17 protein-coding genes are annotated in these 22728 nt (G+C 67.4%); 3 read left to right on the top strand and 14 right to left on the bottom strand.

Annotated elements, in window-relative coordinates; translation table 11 throughout:
• Positions 1–64: 64 nt before the first annotated feature.
• The 14 genes from G3N62_RS36285 to G3N62_RS22045 all read right to left on the bottom strand — a co-directional run bounded on the left by G3N62_RS36285 (position 65) and on the right by G3N62_RS22045 (position 18175).
• On the bottom strand, positions 65–1876 hold the full coding sequence (locus G3N62_RS36285; RefSeq protein WP_124670552.1) for an amino acid ABC transporter permease/ATP-binding protein: 1812 nt from the start codon (positions 1874–1876) through the stop codon (positions 65–67).
• Complete coding sequence (locus G3N62_RS22105; protein WP_124609293.1) at positions 1876–3198, bottom strand: LLM class flavin-dependent oxidoreductase; 1323 nt, start codon at positions 3196–3198, stop codon at positions 1876–1878. The genes G3N62_RS36285 and G3N62_RS22105 overlap by 1 nt, the downstream gene beginning before the upstream one ends.
• 43 nt (positions 3199–3241) lie before the next feature.
• Positions 3242–4243 (bottom strand): LLM class flavin-dependent oxidoreductase, encoded by a 1002-nt coding sequence (locus G3N62_RS22100; protein ID WP_034190937.1) that lies wholly within the window; start codon positions 4241–4243, stop codon positions 3242–3244.
• A gap of 151 nt (positions 4244–4394) precedes the next feature.
• On the bottom strand, positions 4395–6872 hold the full coding sequence (locus G3N62_RS22095; RefSeq protein WP_124670551.1) for a TonB-dependent receptor: 2478 nt from the start codon (positions 6870–6872) through the stop codon (positions 4395–4397).
• Positions 6873–6989: 117 nt separating this feature from the next.
• The gene (locus tag G3N62_RS22090; RefSeq protein ID WP_124609292.1) at positions 6990–7958 is read right to left on the bottom strand and encodes an ABC transporter substrate-binding protein; all 969 of its coding nucleotides are present in this window, start codon (positions 7956–7958) and stop codon (positions 6990–6992) included.
• 3 nt (positions 7959–7961) lie between these two features.
• Complete coding sequence (locus tag G3N62_RS22085; protein ID WP_185732904.1) at positions 7962–8519, bottom strand: GNAT family N-acetyltransferase; 558 nt, start codon at positions 8517–8519, stop codon at positions 7962–7964.
• Between the two features lie 220 nt (positions 8520–8739).
• Positions 8740–10131 carry an MFS transporter gene (locus tag G3N62_RS22080; RefSeq protein WP_346778207.1) on the bottom strand — a complete coding sequence of 464 codons (1392 nt, stop codon included), beginning with the start codon at positions 10129–10131 and terminating at the stop codon, positions 8740–8742.
• Between the two features lie 151 nt (positions 10132–10282).
• Positions 10283–10828, bottom strand: coding sequence for a GNAT family N-acetyltransferase (locus tag G3N62_RS22075; RefSeq protein WP_034190932.1), 546 nt, complete (start codon positions 10826–10828; stop codon positions 10283–10285).
• Between the two features lie 45 nt (positions 10829–10873).
• The gene (locus tag G3N62_RS22070) at positions 10874–11779 is read right to left on the bottom strand and encodes an alpha/beta hydrolase (protein WP_034190931.1); all 906 of its coding nucleotides are present in this window, start codon (positions 11777–11779) and stop codon (positions 10874–10876) included.
• Positions 11776–13473 (bottom strand): ABC transporter ATP-binding protein, encoded by a 1698-nt coding sequence (locus G3N62_RS22065; protein ID WP_124670550.1) that lies wholly within the window; start codon positions 13471–13473, stop codon positions 11776–11778. The genes G3N62_RS22070 and G3N62_RS22065 overlap by 4 nt, the downstream gene beginning before the upstream one ends.
• Complete coding sequence (locus G3N62_RS22060) at positions 13470–14300, bottom strand: ABC transporter permease (RefSeq protein WP_034190929.1); 831 nt, start codon at positions 14298–14300, stop codon at positions 13470–13472. The genes G3N62_RS22065 and G3N62_RS22060 overlap by 4 nt, the downstream gene beginning before the upstream one ends.
• Positions 14297–15298: an ABC transporter permease gene (locus tag G3N62_RS22055; protein ID WP_124670549.1), complete on the bottom strand. Its 1002-nt coding sequence runs from the start codon at positions 15296–15298 to the stop codon at positions 14297–14299. Before G3N62_RS22055 ends, G3N62_RS22060 begins: the two co-directional genes overlap by 4 nt.
• 4 nt (positions 15299–15302) lie before the next feature.
• Positions 15303–16934 (bottom strand): ABC transporter substrate-binding protein, encoded by a 1632-nt coding sequence (locus tag G3N62_RS22050; protein ID WP_241013169.1) that lies wholly within the window; start codon positions 16932–16934, stop codon positions 15303–15305.
• Entirely contained in the window at positions 16934–18175 is a 1242-nt protein-coding gene (locus G3N62_RS22045; RefSeq protein ID WP_124670548.1) for an SfnB family sulfur acquisition oxidoreductase, read from the bottom strand. The genes G3N62_RS22050 and G3N62_RS22045 overlap by 1 nt, the downstream gene beginning before the upstream one ends.
• Before the next feature lie 386 nt (positions 18176–18561).
• On the opposite strand from G3N62_RS22045, the gene G3N62_RS22040 reads away from it, so the two are divergent.
• The 3 genes from G3N62_RS22040 to G3N62_RS22030 form a co-directional block, all read left to right on the top strand.
• The gene (locus G3N62_RS22040) at positions 18562–20916 is read left to right on the top strand and encodes a TonB-dependent receptor (RefSeq protein ID WP_185733100.1); all 2355 of its coding nucleotides are present in this window, start codon (positions 18562–18564) and stop codon (positions 20914–20916) included.
• Between the two features lie 11 nt (positions 20917–20927).
• Complete coding sequence (locus G3N62_RS22035) at positions 20928–22301, top strand: LLM class flavin-dependent oxidoreductase (RefSeq protein WP_034190927.1); 1374 nt, start codon at positions 20928–20930, stop codon at positions 22299–22301.
• The coding region (locus G3N62_RS22030; protein ID WP_206141297.1) for an LLM class flavin-dependent oxidoreductase at positions 22298–22728 on the top strand (431 nt) is incomplete at its 3' end. The genes G3N62_RS22035 and G3N62_RS22030, both read left to right, overlap by 4 nt.

The following is a 22728-nucleotide window of genomic DNA, read 5'->3' as shown; positions in this document are numbered from 1 at the left end:
CGTGATTCCGGTGCATGTCGCCCACGCCACACGCCGGTCGAGACGCTCGCCGTGCACGGCACCACTACGACAGCACCTTCGACAGAAACTCGCGCGTACGCGGATGCGCAGGGGCCGCCAGCACCGCCGACGGCGGCCCCGACTCCACGACGCGCCCGCCGTCCATGAAAACGATCGTGTCCGCCACCTCTCGCGCGAATCCGATTTCGTGCGTCACGATGATCAGCGTGGTCCCGGAACGGGCAAGCTGGCGGATCACGTCGAGCACTTCGTTCACGAGTTCCGGATCGAGCGCGGAAGTCGGCTCGTCGAACAGCAACACCTTGGGCTTCAGCGCAAGCGCGCGCGCGATGGCGACGCGCTGCTGCTGCCCGCCGGACAACTGACGCGGCCATGCATCGGCCTTGCCGGCCAGGCCCACCCGGGCAAGCAGCGTGCGTGCTTCCGCTTCTGCCTGCGCACGCGACAGGCCGGCCGCGACCGGCGCCTCGACGATGTTCTCGAGCACGGTCAAATGCGGGAACAGGTTGAAGTTCTGGAACACCATGCCGACTTCGGCGCGGCGGCGCAGGATGTCCTTTTCCTTGAGCTCGTAAAGCGTGCGCCCGTCGCGGCGATAGCCGACCAGTTCACCGTCGATGTCGACGAATCCCTCTTCCACGCGCTCCAGATGGTTGATGGTGCGCAACAGCGTCGACTTGCCCGATCCCGACTGCCCGAGCACGACCGTCACGCTCCCCGACGGGATCGCCAGCGACACGTTGTCGAGCACCTTCAGCGGCCCGAAGCTCTTCGATACGCGATGAATGCCGACGGCCGCACCGACACGCTGTTTCGCCCACCCGGCCGCCTCGGCGCCCGGCGCGGCAGCGGCGTCCGGCCGCGCGGCAGCCGCCGCACCCCATGACAGCAGCGCGTCGACCGCGAGACGGCCTCTGCGCAACACCCGGGAGAGGCCCGATGCGGCGACTGGGTCGCGCGTCGCACCGCGCGCGTAGTGGCGCTCGATATGCACCTGGATCGCCGACAGCGCGGTCAGGATGACCAGATACCAGACGGTCGCCACCATCAGCATCGGGATCACTTCGAGGTTGCGGTGGTAAATGATCTGCACCGTGTAGAACAGATCCGGCATGGCGAGGATATAGACGACCGCCGTCCCCTTTGCCAGGCCGATCACGTCATTGAACGCGGCGGGCAGGATCGCGCGCATCGCCTGAGGCAGCACGATGCGCCAGGTCTGCCGCGCGCGCGGCAGGCCGAGCGCGGCCGCGGCCTCGCGTTGCCCGTGTTCGACCGACAGGACGCCACCGCGGATCGCTTCTGCCGCAAACGCGGCCTGGGTCAGCGTGAGCCCGAGAATGGCCGCCATGAACGGCGTGATCAGGTCCGTGGTCGGGCCGTGCAGGAACACGATGTCCGTGAACGGGATACCCAGCCTGACCGTGTCGTACAGATAGCCGAGATTGTTCAGCAACAGCAGCAGGACGATGGTCGGGATCGAGCGGAACAGCCAGATGTACGCCCATGAGCAAGAGGACAGCAGCGGCGAACGCGAGAGCCGCGCGAGCGCGAGCGGAATGGCCAGCGCGAAGCCGAGCACGGCACCGAGCGCCGTCAACAGCAACGTTTGCCCAAGGCCCGCGAGCACCGCCTCCGAGAAAAACCAGTGAGCAAAGACGTTCCAGCCCCAGCGCGGATTGCCGAGCACCGAATAGAGCACGGCGGCGATCAGCACGATCGCCGCGACGGTGCCGGCCGTTCTCGCCGGATAGCGTGCGGGCACGACCCGGTAATCCGCGTAGTCGGGCACCGGCGCCGTCGCGGCATCCGGTGCGAACGGCGCGTGGCCGACAATCCGGGAAATATCGTTCATCACGCAGTCTCGGCGGTGGCGTAGCGGCTCGCGCGACGCGGCAGGCCAAGGTGTTCGCGAAGCGTGACGCCCGGTAACGCGCGGTGGTAGCGGCCCCGTGCCTCAAGGGCGGGGATCACATACCGGATGAAATCCTCGAGCCCTTCGGTCTGCACCTGGAAGCCAAGGATGAAGCCGTCAGCCGCGCCTGCATCGAACCAGCGGATCAGCTCGTCCGCGACTTCCTCGCCGGTGCCGATGAACCCGGGCTTCGGCGTCGCCACTTCAAGCGCCACCTCCCTGAGCGTCGAGCCGTTTTTCCTGGCCTCTTCCTTGATGCGATCGGTCGTGGAACGGAAACTGTTCCTGCCGAGCTCGCCCAGCTCCGGAAACGGCGCGTCGAGCGGATATTGCGAAAAATCATGATGCTCGAAGAAGCGGCCGAGATACGCCAACGCTTCGTCGATCGTGAGCAGATCGCGAATCGCACGGTACTTCGCGTCGGCTTCTTCGCGCGTCGCGCCGACGATCGGCCCGATACCGGGAAATATCTTCACGTCGGTTCGCGACCGACCGTGCGCCACTGCGCTGTCGCGCACGCGTTCGGCGAATTCGCGCGTCTCGTCGAGCGACGGCGCGTGGGTAAACACGGCATCGGCATACTTGCCGGCCAGTGCGATGCCCGCATCCGACGAACCCGCCTGAAAAATCACCGGTTGTCCCTGCGGCGAGCGCTGGATGTTAAGCGGCCCGGCCACGTTGAAAAAGCGGCCCTGGTGGTTCAGCGTGTGCAGCTTGTCGCGGTCGAAGAAGCGGCCGCTCGCGCGGTCGCGCACGAACGCATCGTCGTCCCAGCTGTCCCACAGGCCTTGCACCGTCTCCAGATATTCGTCGGCGATCTCGTAACGCAGCGCGTGATCCGGATGTTCGCCGCCGTAGTTCTTCGCGGACCCTTCGAGCGGCGACGTCACGACGTTCCACCCGGCTCGCCCGCCGCTGATCAGGTCGAGCGATGCGAACTGACGTGCCACCGTGAACGGATGGCTGTACGACGTGGACAGTGTGCCGGCCAGCCCGATCCTGGAGGTCGCCGTCGCAAGCGCGGACAGGATCGAGATCGGCTCGAAGCGGTTCAGGAAATGCGGGATCGATTTCTCGTTGATGTAGAGGCCGTCCGCGACGAACACGAATGCCACGCCGTTGGCTTCGGCCTTCTGCGCGATGCCGGTGACGAAATCGATATTGACGCTCGCATCGGCGGGACCGGCCGGATGCTTCCACGAATTCATGTGGCCGCCGGCGCCGTGAAGCATCAGTCCGAATGTCAGGTTACGTTGGGTCATGTTCAAATCCGCATGCAAGAAAGGGGAAAGGCGCGAATCGCGGTCAAACGGCGATCGGTTGCTCGACGCGTGCCAGCGCTTCGACCGACGCAAGACGTTTCGCCGGGTCCGTCACCGGGTTGTCGATCACGAACTCGTCGACGCCGAAACGCTCATGCAGCGCATCCAGTTCCCGATGCACCTCTTGCGCCGTACCGGCCAGCACCTGCGGATGCAGCTCGTCGATCCGGTAGTCGGTCACGCCAATCTGGCGCGCGAAGTCGGCCGCCGCCTCCGCGCTCGGCAGGTTGACGCTCTGCCCGCTCCCGAAACGCAGCTTGAAGATCCTCAACGCGCCGACCTGCCGTTTCGCGTCCTCGGACGATTGCGCGGCCACCGCAAACAGCGCGAGCAGCGGCACCTGGCCCGTCGCACGGCGATAAACGTCGATCGACCGCTCGATATTGGCAATCTCGCCGTTGAAATGGCCTGCGTAGCAGAACTGCCAGCCATGCCGCGCGGCCAGTTCGGCACTTTCCGGGCTGCCGCCCAGCAGGATCCGCTGCGGCGGCTCCGCGGGTGCGGGCAGCGCGATCGCACCGGCGAGCGGATGATCCGGCGCGACGCCGTCGCCGAGAAATGCATCGAGCTCGGCGAGTTGTCCGGCGAAATCCGGTTTCTTCGACTTGTCGTGAAACCACTGCAATGCGCGCGTGGCGAGCGGCAGCCCGCCGGGCGCCTTGCCCACGCCGAGGTCGACACGGCCGGGGGCGATGGAAGCCAGCACGCGAAACGATTCGGCGACTTTGTAAGGGCTGTAATGCTGAAGCATCACACCGCCCGACCCGACACGAATCCGGGACGTATGCGCGAGCACATGCGACACGACGATTTCAGGCGCCGAACTCGCCAGCCCCGACGCGCCGTGGTGTTCCGCAATCCAGTAGCGCTTGTAGCCGAGCGCTTCGGCGCGCTTCGCGAGCGCGATCGTGAAACTCAGTGCGTCGTGTGCGCTCGCCCCTTCTGCAATCGGGCTTTTGTCGAGAATCGAAAGGGAATAAGACATGAAGCTCAACCTTGTAGAACGGCTGACCCGCCGGAACCAGGCGGCGTCCGGCAAGTGCCGATACAGCTGAACGTGCCGGACAGGTCATTCATTATGGATAACGGAGCATGTTTCCGTTACGGTCATTTCTGCTATGGATATGGTCGTTCGATCAGAACAGATAGCGTGCGCGCAGATAATAAAATCCGCCGTTGACGCCGATCGTGCTGCCGCCGCTGTACTGGATACCTTCCAGTTGCGTCTCGAAGGGCAGCTTGCTCGGGCGAACGTCGAACAGGTTTTGCGCACCCGCGGCGATCTGGAACTGCTTGGTCACGTCATAACGCACTTCCAGGTCGGTCACATACCGCGCGGCTTCCTCGTAGTGAACGAATTGCGAGGTCGAGAATGCGTTCGGGCCGACGAAGTACGTCCCCTCGCCCGAAGTCTTCCCGTAGCGCGTTTCATGCAACGTCACCGCCCACTTGTCGAGACGCCAGGTGCCGCCGACGATGATCTTGTTCTTCGGTGTCGTGGTGGACAGCGACGCGATCTGTTGTCCGTTCAGCGACGGCTTCCCGTTCGATCCGTTCGCCACGTGCGTGACCGACGTCGTATTCAAGTTCACGCCGAAATCCCAGTCCACCTGGCCGTAGCGGCCGAAACCGGTGTGATACGTACCCGCGAGGTCGATCCCGCGCGTGCGCGTGTTGGCGCCGTTGGTGAAGTAACTTGCGCTGACCGCCGACGCCGGCACCGAGCCCGGCACGCTCAGGCCCGCCCCTTCGAGCGCGGCGATGGCCGCGGCGCCCGACGCGGTACCGCCGAGCACGATCCGGTTGCGGATATTGATCTGGTACGCATCGATCGTCAGCTGCAGGTTGCGAACGGGGTTGAGCACCAGCCCGAAGTTGTAGCTGGTCGACTGCTCGGGTTTCAGCGCCTGCGCACCGATCAGGCGCGCGCCGGGCGATGTCGTTGCCAGGATCCCGCCCACGGACGCCGGCGACGTGGTCACGCTGGTGTAGGACTCCTGGGCCAGCGACGGCGCGCGGAAGCCGGAACTCACGCTGCCGCGAACCGCGATGGCCGGCGAGAACTGGTAGCGGGTCGAAATCTTGCCGTTGGTCGTGTCGCCGACGTCGTTGTAGTGCTCGTAACGGCCGGCCAGATTCACCTGCCATTTCGGTGTCAGGTAGGTCGACAGATCAACGTACGTGCCGATCACGTTGCGCGAGATATCGCTCGCGCTGACCGGCGCCAGGCCCGGCAACGCGGCCGAGCCGCCGTCGATCCACGACGCCTGTTCGCCATTGCGGATCGTATAGGTTTCGCGACGCTGTTCGACACCCACGGCGACATTCAGCGGTGCGGGCAGCAGCGGGACATTGAACGCCCGCGACAGGTCGAGGTTGTTCGTCAGCTGGGTGTTGCTGACGGTCGACAGATGAAAGGTGGACGGCGTATAGCCCGAGGCAGCGTACAAGCCCGTGTTGGCGGAATTGCGCATCCCGAACACGCTGTAGTCGCCGCCATAGGTCGTGCTCAGATCCCATGCCCAGCCGAACAGGTTCTTGCCCTTCACGCCGGCCGTCACCGAGTAATCGTTCTCGTTGATCGTTTCGACCGGCACGAACCCGTTCGGGTAGACCTGCGGCAGGACCGACGGCGGACGATAGTTCTGGTACGCCTCGCCATTGCGGTGCGCATAGGTGCCGAACCCGTAGAGCTCGACGTCGTCGCCGAGGTAGTAGCCGGCATTGAAGCCCACCGTTTCGCGCGAACTGGCCGGGTCGCCGAGGATCGGGTTGTAATAGCCCTGCCCCTGCGGAAACCGTCCGAAATAGTCGTCGGGCCCCGTGCGGATCGTATGGTTCTGCCGGTCGAATCCGGCGCTCAGATCGATGAATCCCTTGTCGGCGAGATTCAGGCCGATCGTGGCGGATTCGCTGGTCTTGAAGCCGTCGCCCGAGTACGTCTGTCCGTTGGTCGTCGCGAGCTCACCGCCGCGCACGTTGCGCTTCAGGATGATGTTGATCACGCCCGCGATCGCATCGGAACCGTACTGCGCGGATGCGCCGTCACGCAGCACTTCGATATGGTCGATCAGGCCCACCGGGATCGTATCGATATCCACGCCGGTCGAGCCTTGATTCAGGCCTGGATCCAGCGTGATGTTCGCGGTCGTATGGCGGCGCTTGCCATTCACCAGCACGAGCACGTGGTCGGGCGTCAGGCCATGCAGCGACAGCGTGTCGGTCAGCACGCCGGTATCGCCCGAGTACGAGGTCTTCGTGATCGACGGCGACAGCTTCACCAGCGCGTCGCGCAGGTTCGTCTGCCCCGTCGCACGCAACTGATCGCCGCCGATCACGTCGATCGGCGTCAGGCTCTTGCTTGCTCGTGTCTCGGTGCGCGAACCCGTGATCACGACGCGGTCCTGAACCTGTACCTTGCCGTCCGGCGTGGCCGAAGCCGACGATGCCGGTGCGGCAGGTCCACTGGACGGCGCCGCGACAACCGCCGCGCCGTCCACCGCTCCCGCTTCCTGCGCCCAGGCCGCGCCATGGAAAACACCCGCCGCCACCGCCACCGATATCACTGTCCTGCGCGTCTTCGGCGAAACCCCTTCGCCCCGTGTTTGCCGCATGATTTCTCCGCTCTTTGCCGATTGAAGGCACGCGATGCGATGCCTTTTAGTAGTAGTCCGTATGATTAATGAAATGTCGTTCCAGGCGACAGCTTGTTTCAGCCGCTCAAGACCCGATCAGAGATCGGGAAGTCCTGGGGGATTGGTCGAGGCCTTCGTGATCGACTCGCTGTCGAGATTCCAGCGGCTCAGTACCTGGCGATATTTACCGTTCTGAATCAGGTCGTTGATTGCATAGGTGACGGGCGCTGCAAGCCCGCCGTCCTTGCGGGTCGTGACAGCCACCTCGGCGGTGTGAGGCCATCCACCGCTTACCGTGCCGACCTGCCTGATCTTCACGCCCTGACTCACCTGGTAAGCCAACACCGCGTTGACACTGAAAATCGCGTCGGCACGTCCCGATGCCAGCGCCAGCGCGCGTACGGACGGGTCGTCGTAATACAGCACGTGAATCGGCTTCAATCCGCGTGCGACATTTTCCTTGTCCCATGCCAGCAGGATTTTTTCCTGATTGGTGCCGGAGTCGCCGATGATTCGCAATCCGGCGATATCCTTCGGCTCGCGGATCTGCTTGATCGCGCTGTTCTGCTCGACATAGAAACCCAGCACGTCGCGGCGATAGGTCGAGAAGTCGAACTTCTGCTTGCGCGCTTCGGTCACGGTCACGTTCGACAGCACCGCGTCGACCTTGCCCGACGCGACGGCAAGCGGCCAGTCCGCCCATGCGAGCGGCACGAGCTTGAGCTTCAGGCCGAGTTCGTCCGCCACCAGTTGCGCGAGATCCGGATCGGCCCCGACGATCGTTTTCGCATCCGTTGCATACACACTGATCGGCGGAACGCCCACCGAAATCCCGACGGTCAGCACACCCTTCTCGACGAAGCGGAAGTTCTCCGGAATCAGCTTGATGGCCGCCGGATCCGGCGTGACGCGCGGGCGATCATGCTGATCCGGACTCAGATTCAACGATGGCGCCGACTGTGCGATGCCAGCCACGCCGAGGGCCCAGAGGGCAAACGCACCGGACAATGCGAGACCGATTCCGCGACGACGATTCATTTTTCGATATCCCTTGGAAGTATTCATCCGTCATGCGCCGAACGGCCGACCCAACGGCCTGTCCGGCTTCAAATCCTGCAAGCGATCGGTACGACCCGGTTCGAGCAGATCCTTCGCAAAAGGCAGTCGCCAATGCACTTCCAGCGCGATCGCCGGATCGTACAGTGGTGTGTAGCCGATACCGGCATAAAGCGCCGATGCCTCCGGTTGACGAAATCCGGTCGTCAGATAAGCACGCCGGTATCCCTGCTGCAGCGCACGGGATTCGAGCTCGGCCACCACGCGACGTGCAACGCCCTGGCGACGCACGCCGGAATGCGCCCAGATGCGCTTGAGCTCGGCAGTCGTATCGTCGTAGCGCTGGAATGCGCCGCCGCCCACGACTTCGCCACCTCGGCGAATCAGCACGAAGGCTCCGTCGGGCGGCGCAAACAGGGCGGCCGGATACGTCAGGAGTTCATCGCGCACGACTGCCGCGGGCACGGCGCGAAAGTCCTGATAGCGCGTGGCATACTCGACCGACAACTCGGCGAACATGGGCAGCGCAAGCGGGTCAAGCGGGGATGTGTCGAATACTTCGTCTGTCACTGATACGCCAGATGCTTCAAGCCATCTGCCTCTGATTTTTCCGGATTGAATCGATTTGTTCGACACGGTTAATTTCCCGTGTCGCGTGGCCCAATAGTGCGCGTTAACCATTCGCGTGCAAACCAAGCATTTTTGAAATCGTTATGCACACAGATACACATAATCAGGATTACATATCGTAAAGATATAAATGCATCGAAAATGCCATTCGCCCTGCCGCTCACGCCGCCGGATGCTGCTCTCGCCTGCTGGCCCAGTCCGCGCATGCCGCCGCGAACGCACCGGCGACCAGCAGCAATATCGGCATCAACACTTCGACGAACGCATCGCGGTATGCCGCCAAATCCGATGAAGACGATGCCTGCATCAGGAACACTCCCGTTCCCCACGACATGCCGATCGAACACGCCAGCCGCTGCGACAACTGCAGAAACCCCGCGGCCAGCCCACGCCCTTCATCCTGGCCGATTTCCGCGAGCGTCATCGCCTGATTCGGCGCATGAATCAGGCCGCCGGCGACGCCCTGCAGCAACACGATCGCGGGATACGTGAGCACGACCCAGCGAACCTCGAAGTATTCGGCCGCCCCACCTTGCGCGGCGACCGCAAGCGCATGACAGGCTATCGCGAACACCGTCCCGCCACGGCCGAAGCGCCGGACGAAACGCCAGCTCCACATCGCCGATGCAGTCGATGCAAGCGCCGCGGGAATCGACAGCGCGGCATACAGCAGCGGATCGAGATGCAAACCATCGAGAAAGAACAACGCACTGACCATCCCAAGTGTGACGCTCGCTGCAAACTGGCACATCGCGACGATCGTACCGAGGACATAGCCGCTGGAACCGAGCAGACCGCGCGACAGAATCGGCGTGCCGCCGCCACGCTGATACGCCGCCTCCCACGCGAGAAACAACGGCAGCCCGGCCAGCGCGACCGCGAGGCACACGCGCCGCGACGGCATGGCGGCACGCCCGATCAACGTGGCGAGCATGAGCGCGAGCGTGATCGCGGACAGAAGAATCAACCCGATCAGGTCGATCGAAAACCGCCGATCCGACAGCCGCTGGCGCGGCAAATACCGAAACGCCAGACAGAACACGGCCACTCCGAACGGCGCGTTGACGAGGAACAGCAGCCGCCAGCCGATGTCCGACGGAACCGATGCGAGCACGAGGCCGCCGAGAATCGGTCCGACGAGGCCCGACAATCCGCCGGCCATCGCGTATCGTCCGAGTGCCCTGGCTTGGGCCGCACCGGGGAACAAATCCTGGATCAAGCCGAATATCTGCGTATTGATCATTCCCGCGCCAAGGCCTTGCAGCACACGTGCCGCGATCACCGTGCGCGCATCGTCCGCCACCCCGCCGAGTGCGCTGAAACCGGTAAACATCGCGAGCCCGACCAGAAACAACCGGCGGCGCCCGATCGCGTCGCCGAGCCGGCCGGCGGGGACGAGCGCGATGCCGAACGCGATCGAATAGACCGACGTGATCAGCTGTATTTCGGCTGTGGACGCACGCAAGCCGCTTCTGAGCGCCGGCACCGCGAGCGTGAAGATCGCCTGATCAAGCAGCGTGGTGAAGCCCATCGCGACGCAAATGCCCAGCACGATGTCCGCGCGGACACGCGCATCGCGCGACGCACCGCTTGCATGGCGTCGGCGAGACGGCCAGCCGAACCGGCCGGACGGTCGCACCTGAGCTACGGTATCTGCCGGCTCGGCGTGCACGGACGCGTGCGGCTCGTCGCGTGTCATCGATTCAATCCGGGCTGCTCGCGTGCGCCAGCTGAACCGGCAACAGATATTTCTCGAACAACACGCCGGGAGGCGCATCCTCGCCGAAATCGTGCGACGACAGCAGCGTGTAGCCGGAGGATCGGTAAAGGCCGACCGCTTCGGGTTGTCGCGGCCCGGTTCCCAGATGCACGCGCGTGTAGCCTTGCCGCGCAGCCTGCGCCTCGAGCTCGGCCAGCACACGCCGGGCCAGCCCCTGCCGGCGATGCGCGCGACTGACCCAGATCCGCTTGAACTCGGCCGTGGCCGGGGTGTGATGGCGCATGAAGGCACCGCCCGCGATGGCCCGACCCGCGCGCAACAGCAGCACAAACGCGCCCTGGGGCGGCGCGAACGCCTCGACCGGGTAGCGCACGAGCTCCTTTTCGAGTTCTTCCTCGGAAATGTAAGCGGCGTAACGGCTGCTGTATTCGTATGCCAGCTCGTCGAACAACGGCCGCGTGAGCGGGTCTCGGGCCGACACATAGACGAACCGGTCCTGCCGATCCAACGAAGCTTCGACTTCAGACATCAAACGTCTCCTCACGAACCGTTGCCCGCATCGAGGCCCGGTCTGTCATGGTCCATCCGCCGGCACCCACGCCGACGGCGCCGGCTGAACCGCGCGTTCGAGCAGCGCACGCAATGCCGCGCCGACCCCATCGGGCCGCTCGAGCATCAATTGATGCCCACAGGCCGAAAGCACGTCGAACGTCGCATTCGGCAACGCATCGGCCAGCGCACGCCCGCCGGCCGGCGGCGTCAGCCCGTCGGCATCGCCGGCCAGCACCGCGACCGGCAGGTCGAGCGCCGCCAGCCGCTGCGCATCGGGCCACGGCGCCGCGCGCAGCACGGCCTGGAACGTCGTCATCCGGTTGCGGCGCGCCACGCGCGACTCGTACGCGACGAGCGCCGGATCGGCCCGCGGATGCCACGCGAGCCGCCGGAACCGCCGCGCGAATATCGGCTTGATCCATTCGAGCAGCCAGCCCGGCAATGCCGGCGGCCGTGTCACCGGGCGCGCGAGCTGCGTGCCGAGCAGCAGCGCGCCGCTTGCTTCGTGCAGCCGCCCGAGCGCCGCAAGCCGCTCGAGCAGCGCGAGCGTGCTGCCGGTACCGAGCGAATGCGCGACCAGCACGTTGTGCGTGCCCTTGTAGCGGTCGAACAGCGCGAGATAGTCGCGAAGCGTTTCGTCGCCGTGGTAAGCGCCGCTTCGCGCGGATGGCCGAGGGCTATCGCCATGGCCAAGGAAATCCCATGCGACGAGCGCGTAGCCCGCGTCGGCGAACGTGCGCCACTGGGCCCGCCACTGATTCTTGTTGCCGCCGCCACCGTGTGCGAAGAACAGCACCGTCCCCGCATGCGGCGAGCCGCGCGGCGCGGCGTGATGCGCGACACTCAGCGTGCGCCCGGCGCGCACCTCGACCGGCACGCCGGCCACGACGGCTGAAGCATCGGCCGCGAAGTTCGAATCGGAGGTCATGATTGTTCCTCGTTGATGCGACGAGCACGCATGGCGGGCTCCGCCGTGCCGATCGCGACCACGCGCTCCGGCAATACCGGCATCGCGTCGAGCAACGCGCGCGTGTACGGGTGGCGCGCAGCGCCGAATACTTGCGCGGTGTCGCCCAGCTCGACCACCCGCCCCGCCTGCATCACCGCGATTCGGTCGCAGGTCTGCGCGGCGACGCGCAGGTCGTGCGTGACGAACACGATCGCCATCGCGCGGCGCCGCTGCACCGACGCGAGCAGTTCGAGCACCTGCGCCTGCACCGACACGTCGAGCCCCGAGACCATCTCGTCGGCCACGAGGATCGACGGGTCGAGCGCCAGCGCACGCGCAAGGCTGATCCGTTGTCGCTGCCCGCCGGAAAATTCGTGCGGATACCGGTCGAGCGCATCCGGCGGCAAACCGACCTGCGCGAGCAGTTCGGCCGCCCGCCGATACGCCGCACCACGGCCGACACCGTGCGCAAGCAGGCCGGTCGCGACGATCTGCGCGATCGTCTGACGCGTATTCAGCGACGCATACGGGTCCTGGAACACCATCTGGATGTCGCGGCGCAGCGGCCGCAATGCGTGGTCCGCCAGACGCGCGAGATCGTGCTCGCCGCGCAGCACGATGCGCCCCGCATCCACTCGCGCGAGCCGCACCAGCGCCCGCGCGAGCGTCGACTTCCCCGAACCCGATTCGCCGACGATGCCGAGCGTCTCGCCGGCATGCAGCGTGAAGCCGACGTCGATCAGCGCATCGACGCCGCGTCGCCCTCGCGCCGGCAGGAACGGCAACGCGCGGCGCGGCGCATAGCGCTTGCGCAAGCCGTGCACGTCCAGCAGCGGCACGCCGCTGCGAATGACGGTGCGCTGCTCGACGCGCCCGTGCGGCACCGCATCGAGCAGCGCGCGCGTGTAGGGATGGCGCGGCGCGCGCAGCACGTCGGCCGCGCGACCGCTCTCGACCGGCTCGCCGTCGCGCAGCACCACGACGCGATCGGCGATGCGCGCGACCACGCCGAAGTCGTGCGTGATCAGCAGCACGCCGGTTCGCCGCGTGCGCGCCGCCTGCTCGATCAGCGCCAGAATGCGCGCCTGCGTGGTGACGTCGAGCGCGGTGGTCGGTTCGTCGGCGATCAGCAGCGCCGGTTCGAGCGCGAGCGCCATCGCGATCAGCACACGCTGGCGCTGGCCGCCCGACAGCGCATCGGGATACGCATGCCGCAGCCGCTCGGGTTCCGGCAGGCCGACGTCGCGCAACAGCGCCGTCACGCGCGCGGCGCGCGCCGCACCGTCGCCGCGGCCGCTCAGCACGCGATGGACGCGCAGCACCTCGTCGACCTGCGCGCCGACCGTCATCAGCGGATTCAGCGCCGCGAGCGGTTCCTGGAAGACCATCGACACGTCGCGGCCGCGCGCCGCGCGCCGTTCGGCATCGCCGCACTGCGCGAGGTCCCGGCCCCGCAGCACGATCCGCCCGGCCTGTTGCCGCACGCCGCGCGGCAACAGGCCGGCGATCGCGGCCGCGAGCAGCGACTTGCCCGATCCCGACGCGCCGACCACGCACAGCACCTCGCCGGGCTCGACCGTCAGCGACACGTCGCGCACCGCGTCGCGGCGTTCGGCGCCGGGCGGCAACGCGAGCGTGAGCCGCTCGATCGACAACAGCGGTGCGCCGCTCATCGCCCCTGCTCCGCAACCGCCGACGCATGGCGCAACCCCTCGCCGACCCGGTTGATCGCAAGCGCGGTCGCGACGATCGCGAGCCCCGGCCAGATGCTCAGCCACCACGCGTCGCGCACCACGTTGCGCGCCGCGCCGATCATGAAGCCCCAGCTCATCTGCGACGGATCGCCGAGTCCGAGAAACGACAGCGCCGATTCGGTGAGGATCGCGGTCGCGACCATCAGCGCGGCCAGCACCGCGAGCGGCGGCCAGACGTGCGGCAGGATCTGGCACCGCACGAGCGCAGCCGGCGACTCGCCGGCAAGCCGCGCCGCGAGCACGAACTCCCGTTGCGCGAGCCCGATGAATTCGCCGCGCACGAGCCGTGCGATCGCCGGCCACGACACGGCGGCGATCGCCACGATCGTCGATTCGAGCGACGCACCGAGCACGGCCGCGATCGTGACCGCGACCGCGAATTGCGGCACGGTCTGGAACAGCGTCGTGACTGCCATCAGTGCCCGGTCGACCCAGCCGCCGCACCAGCCCGCGAGCGCACCGATCGACACGCCGAGCGCAAAGGTCGCGACGGTCGCCGCGAGTCCGATGAACAGCGACACGCGCGCACTCCATAGCAGCGCGACCAGCACGTCGCGCCCGAGCATGTCGGTGCCGAGCGGATGGCCGGCCTGCAGCGGCCGCAGCAACGGCTCGCCCGCCATGCTCCACGGCGACGGCAGCCACAGCGGCGCGCTCAGCGCGACAAGCGTGACGACGGCAAGAAACAGCACGCCGGCCGCCGCACCGCGCGCGCGCACGAAACGGCGCAGGATGCCGCTCGTCATCGCGCCCCCCGCCGATCGATGCGCGGGTCGACGATCCCGTACAGCAGGTCGGTCAATGCATTGAACAGCACCACGAGCGCCGCGACCACGGCGAGCAGCCCGAGCAGCACCGGATAGTCGCGCTGCAGCAGCGCGTCGTACATCAGTCCACCGAGGCCGGGCCACGCGAATACGATCTCGGTCACGAGCGCGCCGCCCGCGAGCTGCCCGAGTTGCAGCCCGCCGAGCGTGACGACCGGCAACAGCGCATTGCGCAGCACGTGGCGGATCATCACGCGCGGCTCGGATGCGCCCTTCGCGCGCGCAGTACGCACGAATTCGCGTTCGATCACCTCGAGCATCGCGGCGCGCGTGAGCTGCACGTAGATCGCGCCGTACACGAGCCCGAGTGTCGTGGCCGGCAGCACCAGGTGCGCGGCGACGTCGAGCGCGTGGCGCCAACCCGTATAGCCGGCGCCGACGCTTTCCATCCCGAACGACGGTAGCCAGCCGAGCACCACCGAGAACGCGATCACGCTCATCAGCGACAGCCAGAACAGCGGCGTCGCATAGACGATCACCGCCAGCGCGCCGATCGTGCGCGCGATGCGACGCGCCCATGGACCGCCTCGCGACTCGCCATACGCGGCGATCGCACCCGCCGTCACGCCCGCGACGACCGATAGGACGAACGCGGCCGCCATCAGCAGCAGCGTCGCGGGCAGGCGCTCGACGACGAGCTGCAGCACCGGCAGCTGGTTGCGGTACGAGAAGCCGAAATCGACGTGCGCGAGATCGCGCAGATACAACCCGAACTGCTCGACGAGCGGCCGGCTCAATCCGAGCTGCGCGCGCAGCCGTTCGACGTACGCGGCATCGCCCGAGCCCGCGTCGCCGGCAAGCATCAGCGCGGGATCGCCCGGCGCGAGCCGCACCAGGAAGAAGTTCACGACCAGCACGCCCAGCACGACCGCAAGGCCCCGGAGCACCGTCGACGTCAAACGCAGCGCCGTGTTCATCGCGTCATCCGATCCACGTGTCCTCGAGACTGTCGTTCACGCTGGTGGCCGTGCGCAGCAGGTTGTGGACGTTGCGCCGGTACACCGTCGGGTTCACCATCTCGAAGATGTTCGCGATCGCCGCGTCGTTCGCGAGCGTGGTCTGAAGCTGCGCGTAGCGCGCGCGGCGCGCGGCCGGATCGGTATCCAGCGCGGCCGCGTCCCACAGCGCGTCGGCCTGCGGATTGCGGTAACCCTCGACGTTGCCGAACGGCGAGCCCTTCGAGATGCCGTCGATCCGGTACAGCGGCGCGACGCCGAAATCCGGGTCCGCGTTCTGGAACAGGAAGTTGTAGCTCAGGTCGAAATCCCAGTTCGCGACGCGCGCATACCAGCCGGCCGCGTCGGTCGTCTGCACGCGCAGCCGGAAACCGGCCTGGCCGAGCGCCTGCTGCGTGTATTCGGCCACCCGCTCCCACGCGCCGCCCTTCTCGCCGTTGAGCAGCACGAGCGGGAACTTGCCGACGTCGATGCCCGACTGCCGGATCAGCGCGCGCGCCCGCTCCGGGTCGTACGCGAAGCGCGGCACGTTCGGATCGTAGAACGGCGACGACGACACGAACGGGCCGTTCGCGACCTTCCCGTAGCCGAAGAAGATCCGGTCGACGATGAACTGGCGATCGAGCGCGTGCAGCACCGCCTGGCGCACGAGCACGTTGTCGAACGGCGGCTTGCGCTGGTTCAGTTCGAGAAAGGCCATCCCGGTGAACAGCTCCCAGCCCTGCGTCGTGATCGCGACGCCCGGCAGCTTCGCGAGCCGCGCGATGTCCGCGTAGTCGACGTCACCCGCGCGCAGCGCATGGATCTGCCCGCGTTCGAACGCGATCGAGCGCGCGGCCGCGTCGGGCACGACGTTGAACACGATTCCGTCGAGATACGGCAGCCCCTTCTTCCAGTAATCCGGGTTGCGCGCGACACGGATGTATGCGCCGCGCTTCCATTCGCGGAACACGAACGGCCCGGTGCCGACCGGATGCTGGTTCGCGGGATTGCCGCGCGGATCCTTGCCCTGGTACAGATGGGCCGGCAGGATCGGCAGGAGCCCGCTGCCGAGCAGATTGATCAGTCCCGCGTACGGCTTCTTCAGGCGGATCGTCACCTGCAGCGGGCCGCTCGCGTCGATCGACGCGACGTACTTGTCGAACGTCACCTTCGTGCGCGGCAGCGCCTGCGGCGCGATTTCCTTCAGCGTGACGACCACGTCCCGCGCGCCGAACGGCTGCCCGTCGTGCCAGCGCACGCCCGGCTGCAGGTCGAACGTGTACGTCAGCGCGTCCGCCGACGTACGCCAACTGCGCGCGAGCACCGGCACCGCGCGCAGTTGCGGGTCGAAGCCGAGCAGACCCTGGAAGATCTTGCCGCCGACGTATTGCGACGCGACGTGCGGCGTCAGCGCGTTGACGAGCGACGGCGGTTCCGGCTGCGCGAACAGCGACAGCGTGCCGCCGCGCACCGGCGCTACCGCGGCGGCGTCCGCCGCGAACACGCGGGCCGCGCCGCCGAGCCCGGCCGCGGCCCACGCGGCGGCGAGCGCATAGCGGCGCCGCGCCGGGTCCTTCGGCGCGAACGGCGAGGGAGTCTGGAGCGTGTCGGTCATCACAGGTAGCCGTGGCGCGGCGGGTTCACGTGGTTGAGCACGTAATTGCCGATCGCGTGGTATTTCCAGCGCACCGGATCGTGCAGCGTGTGGGTGCGCGCATTGCGCCAGTGACGGTCGAGGTTGTATTCGCTCAGCACCGAGCGCGTGCCCGACAGTTCGAACAGCTTGTTGGTCGCGAGGATCGCGAGCTCGGTGCTCAGCACTTTCGCGGCCGCGACCTGCACCGAGGCGTGCGCGACCTGCGCGTCGTCGAGTTCGGCCGGCAATGCGTCGAGCGCCGCGGCCGCACGGTCGAGCAGCGCCTCGGTCGCAAGCAGGCGCACCTGCACGTCCGCGACGTCGCGGATCACGTACGGATCGTCGGACGCGCGCGCGATCCCGCTGTCGGCCCACGGCCGGCTGCGCGTCCGCACGAACTCCAGCGTGTCGGCCAGCGCCGCGCGCGCGATGCCGACGTCTATGTTGGCGTGCAGGTACTGCGACACGGGGCCCGCGAGCGTCGGCCGCTCGAACGCCGCCTGGATCGAGACCACGTCCTGTTCGTCGACCTCCACGCCCGACAACGTCAGCGTGCCGCTCGCCGTCGTGCGCTGCCCGAAGCCGCTCCAGTCGTCGACGATGTCGAGCCCCGGCCGGTCACGCTCGACCAGTGCCTGCACGTAGCGGCCGTCGTCGTCGAGCGCGAGCACCGCGATCCAGTCGGCGAACAGCGCACCGGTCGAATAGAACTTCTGGCCGTCGAGCACGAGCCGCCCACCGCGCCGCGACAGCCGCGTGCCGATCTCGAGCGCGTTCTTGGTCCCGCGTTCGGACGCCGCATGGCCGATCCGCGCGCCGTCGAGCACGAGGCCGAAGAACTTGCGGCGCTGCGCCTCGTCGCCCGTGAGCCGGATCACGTCGAGCGCGTGGAAGTGATTCTTCGGCAACTGACCGATCGATGGATCCGCCTGCGCGATGGTCCGCACGACTTCGCCGAGCGTCGCGAGCGACACCTCCGCGCCGCCGAACGCGCGCGGCACCGTGATACCCCACAGCCCGCTGCCGGAGAAGAGGTCGAGCTCCGCGAACGGCAGGCGCCGCTCGCGGTCGCGCAACGCCGCGTCGCGCGCCAGCTCGTCGGCGAGCCGGCGCGCGGTTTCGAGCGCGTGCGCGTCGTCGGCGATGCGGCTCGCGGGTGGACGGGAGGACAGCGGGGACGACGCGCGGGCCGGCGTGTCGGCGGACGTGAAAGCGTTCATGAAGATCCTCGTGGACAGAAGCATGGCTTCCGTCGACAGCAAGCGCCATGCCAATGCCGCCCTGTCGGCCTGTGCGGCCTTCGCACGGCACGCGGCGCGCTGGATTTCCAGCGAGATGCCGCAAATGCAGCACGCGGCGCGCGGCGCGGCGGCGCTGCTGGAAATCCAGCAAAACGACTGGAACGCAGGCGCGCGCGCTGCGTCGTCCGGCCGGTGCATTCGGCGTCGAGCCTTTACGGGTCGTGCCCGGCCGCCCCTTGGCACGTCTGTTGCAAAGCCCGCTCACGCACTGCCGAGCCGTGGCGGCATCGATCCGATGCACGGCACCGCGCCGGACCACACGCACAACAACGCTTCGATTTGGGGATCTACGGATGAAATACAGAATGTTGAGCGCCTCCCTCGGCGCGTCGGCACTGCTGGCCGCATCGCCGGCGCTGCACGCGCAGCAGCAACCAGCCGTGACCGATACGCCGGTCGCTGCATCGGCGGCCGGGGCTGCACCGATCACACCGGCCGCGTCGGCTGCACCGGCCGCATCGACCGACCCGGCGGCGGCAACCGGCGCGACGCGCGCGACCGGCGGTGCGCCGGTCGCCGAGGCCCAGCTGAAAGACGTGATCGTCACCGCGCAGCGGCGGCGGCAATCGGCGCAGCGCGTCGGCACGTCGATGTCGGTGCTGTCGGGCAGCGACCTGAAGACACTGAACGTCGAAACCGTCAACGACCTGCAGCACGCGACCGCGAGCGTCGAAGTCGAACCCGCGTTCGGCGGCGGCCAGCCGCAGTTCCGGATTCGCGGCGTCGGCTTCAACGACTACACGTCGAACAACGCGTCGACGGTCGGCATCAACGTCGACGACGTCGCGTACGCGCTGCCGATCCAGACCCAGGGGCAACTGTTCGACATCGCGCGCGTCGAAGTGCTGCGCGGCCCGCAGGGCACGCTGTACGGCCGCAACACGACGGGCGGCACGGTGAACTTCATCACGAACCAGCCGACCCGCGATTTCGAAGCCGGCGGGAGCGTCGAATACGGCACGCACAACCTGCTGACGACCGAAGGCTACGTGTCCGGGCCGCTGAGCGACCGCGTGCGCGGCCGTTTCGCGTTCACGACGCAGGATTTCGGCGCGTGGCAGAACAATCGCGCGACCAACCAGACGCTCGGCAACCACGACAGCGCCGCCGCGCGCGCGCAGCTCGACTGGGACGTCGCGCGCGATTTCAAGTTGCACTTCGGCGCGCACGGCGGCTTCGACAAGTCGGACAACACGGGGCTCTACCTGTTTACGCCGTACACGTCGGCCAAGACCGGCGAGGTGATCCCTGCCGATGCCGATCACACGAAGACGGGTTGGGGCGTGAGTCCCGCGTTTTCGCGCGTGACGGGCCTGTCGACCGACGCGAAGCCGGGGCGCAACAACGTGAACGGCGGCGTCGACCTGACCGCGACGTGGAACCTCGGCCCGGTCGAGCTGAAGAGCATCACCGCATACAACTACCTGCACCGCCGCGAGTATTCGGACTGGGACGCGACGCAGTACCACGACTCCGACGAATACTTCGACGACACCGTCAACGAAGTCACGCAGGAGCTGCGCGCGTCGTCGCGCGGCGACACGCGGCTGCGCTGGGTCACCGGCCTGTTCTACTCGCACGACGATCTCGACGAGAAGTTCTATTCCGACTTCAGCGACCGGCTCGGCTTCATCGCGCTCACGCGCTACCGGCAGTCGGTCGATACGCTCGGCGTCTACGGCCAGGCGACCTACGACATCACGAAACGCCTGCGGGGCATCGTCGGTGTGCGCCAGGAACACGAGAAGCGCGAATTGCGCGGCTTCGCGTCCGGCATGCTGACGCCGTCGTTCGTGCCGTTCGCGGGCTTCCAGGGCGGCGACGCGAACCAGTCGCTGACGTCGAACGGCACGTCCGGCAAGGTCGGCCTCGAGTTCGACCTGGCCCCGGCGACGATGCTTTACACGACCGTCAGCCGCGGCTACAAGTCGGGCGGCTTCACCGCGCACAACACCGGCAATTCGAACGCGCTCGCACCGTTCAAGCCGGAATCGCTGACCGCATACGAAGTAGGTTTCAAGGCCGACCTCACGCGCTCGCTGCGCTGGAACGCGTCGGCGTTCCATTACGACTATCACGACCAGCAGGTGTTGTCGGCCACCTTCGATCCGAACTCGCAATCGCTGATCGGCACGTTCGTCAACGCGCCGAAATCGCGCATCGACGGCTTCGAGACCGATCTGAAATGGCAGCCGGTGCGCGGGCTGGAAATCTCGCAGTACGTCGGCTACAAGAGCGGCAAGTACACGTCGCCGTTCGTCACGTACAACACGCAGGCGTCGGCGGCCAGCGGCCATAACGTGTTCACCGACTACAACGGCACCGCGCTCAGCTTCCCGCGCCTGAGCTATGGCGGGCAGGTCGCCTACAGCTGGCTCGCCGGCGGCTACCGACTGCGTGCGGAGACCAACTACAGCTACCGCGACGCGTATTCGCAATTGCTCCTGCTCGGCCCGAACTACACGGTCGACAGCTACTGGCTCGTCAACGCGAGCCTGACCGTCACGTCGCCCGACCGGCACTGGGACGTCGCACTGTGGGCGCGCAACCTGTTCAACCGCCAGTACGACCTGACGAAGAACTTCTTCCTGCCCGGCACCAACGTCGCCGCCGCGGGCCAGCCGCGCACCGTCGGCGTGCGCGTGACCTACACGTATTGAGGAGCCGACGGATGACGCACCGCACCGACACCCTCAAACTCAACGCGATGCTGAACGGCGGCGGCAGCCACGTCGTCGGCTGGCGCCATCCGCTCGCGCAGCCCAACGGCAACCGCGACTTCGCCCATTTCCGCCGAATGGCGCAGACAGCCGAGCGCGGCAAGCTCGATGCGCTGTTCGTCGCGGACGTGGTCGCCACGCAGGGCAGCCACATCGACTCGCTCCGCCGCAGCGCGCGCGCCGACACCTTCGAACCGCTCACGCTGCTCGCCGCACTGGCGGCGGTCACGCACCACATCGGCCTGATCGCAACGGCGACGACGACCTACAACGCGCCCTACCACATCGCCCGCAAGTTCGCGTCGCTCGACCACCTGAGCGGCGGGCGCGCCGGGTGGAATCTCGTCACGTCGGTGGTGCCCGACGAAGCGGCGAACTTCGGCGCGGCGCCGCACCTCGCGCACGCCGACCGCTACGCGCGCGCCGACGAATTCCAGCGCGTCGTGGCCGGGCTCTGGGACAGCTGGGAAGACGATGCATTCATCGAGGACAAGGCGGCCGGCCTCCATTTCGATCATCGCAAGCTGCACGTGCTCGATCATCACGGGCCGCACTTCAGCGTGCGCGGCCCGCTGAACGTCGCACGCGCGCCGCAGGGGCATCCGGTGCTCGTGCAGGCCGGCTCGTCGGACGCGGGCCGCGAGCTCGCGGCGCGCTGCGCGGAAGTGATCTTCACCGCGCAGCACCGGCTCGACGACGCGCAGGCGTTCTATGCGGACGTCAAGGGCCGCCTCGTGCATTACGGCCGCCGCCCCGAGCACCTGAAGATCCTGCCTGGCGTGATGCCGATCGTCGGCGCGACCGAGGCCGACGCGCGCGACAAGCTGCGCGCGCTGCAGGACTTGATCGACCCGGTGCTCGGGCTGCGGCTGCTCGCCGACAACGCAGGCGATTTCGACCTGTCCGGCTATCCGCTCGACGGCCCGCTGCCCGAGCTGCCGCCGAGCAATCGCAGCAAGAGCCGCCAGCAGCTGATCGTCGATCTCGCGCGCCGCGAGAATCTGACGATCCGCCAGCTATACGAGCGCTTTGCCAGCGCGGGAGTCGTGACCGGCACGCCGAAGACCATCGCCGATCGCTTCGAGGAATGGTTCCGGTCGTACGGCGCCGACGGGTTCAACGTCGCGTTCGCATGGGTGCCCGGTGGCCTCGACGATTTCGTCGACCTCGTCGTGCCCGAACTGCAGCGCCGCGGGCTGTTCCGTACCGAGTACGAAGGCCCGACGCTGCGCGATCAGCTCGGGCTGCCACGCCCTCCCTTCTTTCGTCGCCCGTCGTCGCTGCGCGGCGATACGGTCGCCCCCGTCGGCGGAGGTGCCGCATGACGCGCCCGTTTCGTCTTGGCGTGCTCACGCGCGTGTACGCGCCCGACCCGTCGCCGCGCGTGCTGCACGACACGCTCGCGCTGATCGACGCGGCGGAAGCGCTCGGCTTCGACAGCGCGTGGGTCGCCCAGCACCATTTCGGCAGCGAAACGGGCCGCCTGCCGTCGCCGCTCGTGCTGCTGGCGGCCGCCGCACGCCGCACGCGGCGCATCGCGCTCGGCACCGGCGTGATCGTGCTGCCGCTCGAATCGGTGCTGCGCGTCGCCGAAGATGCGGCCGTGCTCGACGCGTTGGCCGACGGCCGCCTGCAGCTCGGCGTCGGCGCCGGCTTCGAGCCGGACGTGTTCGCCGCGTTCGGCCGCGATTTCGACGCGCGCACCGGCGAGCGCATGCTGCAACGACGCGAGCGCCTCGGCCTGCAGCGCCA

Source organism: Burkholderia sp. Tr-20355 (assembly GCF_017104685.1).
Classification (GTDB): Bacteria; Pseudomonadota; Gammaproteobacteria; order Burkholderiales; family Burkholderiaceae; genus Burkholderia; species Burkholderia seminalis.
This window is presented reverse-complemented; position numbering and strand designations above follow the sequence as displayed.

What these genes read in the sequence shown, in the direction of transcription:
- G3N62_RS22035 (WP_034190927.1), top strand. Translation starts at nt 20,928, where the DNA reads ATGACGCACCGCACCGACACCCTCAAACTCAACGCGATGCTGAACGGC.
- G3N62_RS22065 (WP_124670550.1), bottom strand. Translation starts at nt 13,473, where the DNA reads ATGAGCGGCGCACCGCTGTTGTCGATCGAGCGGCTCACGCTCGCGTTG.
- G3N62_RS22040 (WP_185733100.1), top strand. Translation starts at nt 18,562, where the DNA reads ATGTTGAGCGCCTCCCTCGGCGCGTCGGCACTGCTGGCCGCATCGCCG.
- G3N62_RS22095 (WP_124670551.1), bottom strand. Translation starts at nt 6,872, where the DNA reads ATGCGGCAAACACGGGGCGAAGGGGTTTCGCCGAAGACGCGCAGGACA.
- G3N62_RS22050 (WP_241013169.1), bottom strand. Translation starts at nt 16,934, where the DNA reads ATGACCGACACGCTCCAGACTCCCTCGCCGTTCGCGCCGAAGGACCCG.
- G3N62_RS22060 (WP_034190929.1), bottom strand. Translation starts at nt 14,300, where the DNA reads ATGACGAGCGGCATCCTGCGCCGTTTCGTGCGCGCGCGCGGTGCGGCG.
- G3N62_RS22075 (WP_034190932.1), bottom strand. Translation starts at nt 10,828, where the DNA reads ATGTCTGAAGTCGAAGCTTCGTTGGATCGGCAGGACCGGTTCGTCTAT.
- G3N62_RS22070 (WP_034190931.1), bottom strand. Translation starts at nt 11,779, where the DNA reads ATGACCTCCGATTCGAACTTCGCGGCCGATGCTTCAGCCGTCGTGGCC.
- G3N62_RS22045 (WP_124670548.1), bottom strand. Translation starts at nt 18,175, where the DNA reads ATGAACGCTTTCACGTCCGCCGACACGCCGGCCCGCGCGTCGTCCCCG.
- G3N62_RS22090 (WP_124609292.1), bottom strand. Translation starts at nt 7,958, where the DNA reads ATGAATACTTCCAAGGGATATCGAAAAATGAATCGTCGTCGCGGAATC.
- G3N62_RS22055 (WP_124670549.1), bottom strand. Translation starts at nt 15,298, where the DNA reads ATGAACACGGCGCTGCGTTTGACGTCGACGGTGCTCCGGGGCCTTGCG.
- G3N62_RS22105 (WP_124609293.1), bottom strand. Translation starts at nt 3,198, where the DNA reads ATGACCCAACGTAACCTGACATTCGGACTGATGCTTCACGGCGCCGGC.
- G3N62_RS22100 (WP_034190937.1), bottom strand. Translation starts at nt 4,243, where the DNA reads ATGTCTTATTCCCTTTCGATTCTCGACAAAAGCCCGATTGCAGAAGGG.
- G3N62_RS36285 (WP_124670552.1), bottom strand. Translation starts at nt 1,876, where the DNA reads ATGAACGATATTTCCCGGATTGTCGGCCACGCGCCGTTCGCACCGGAT.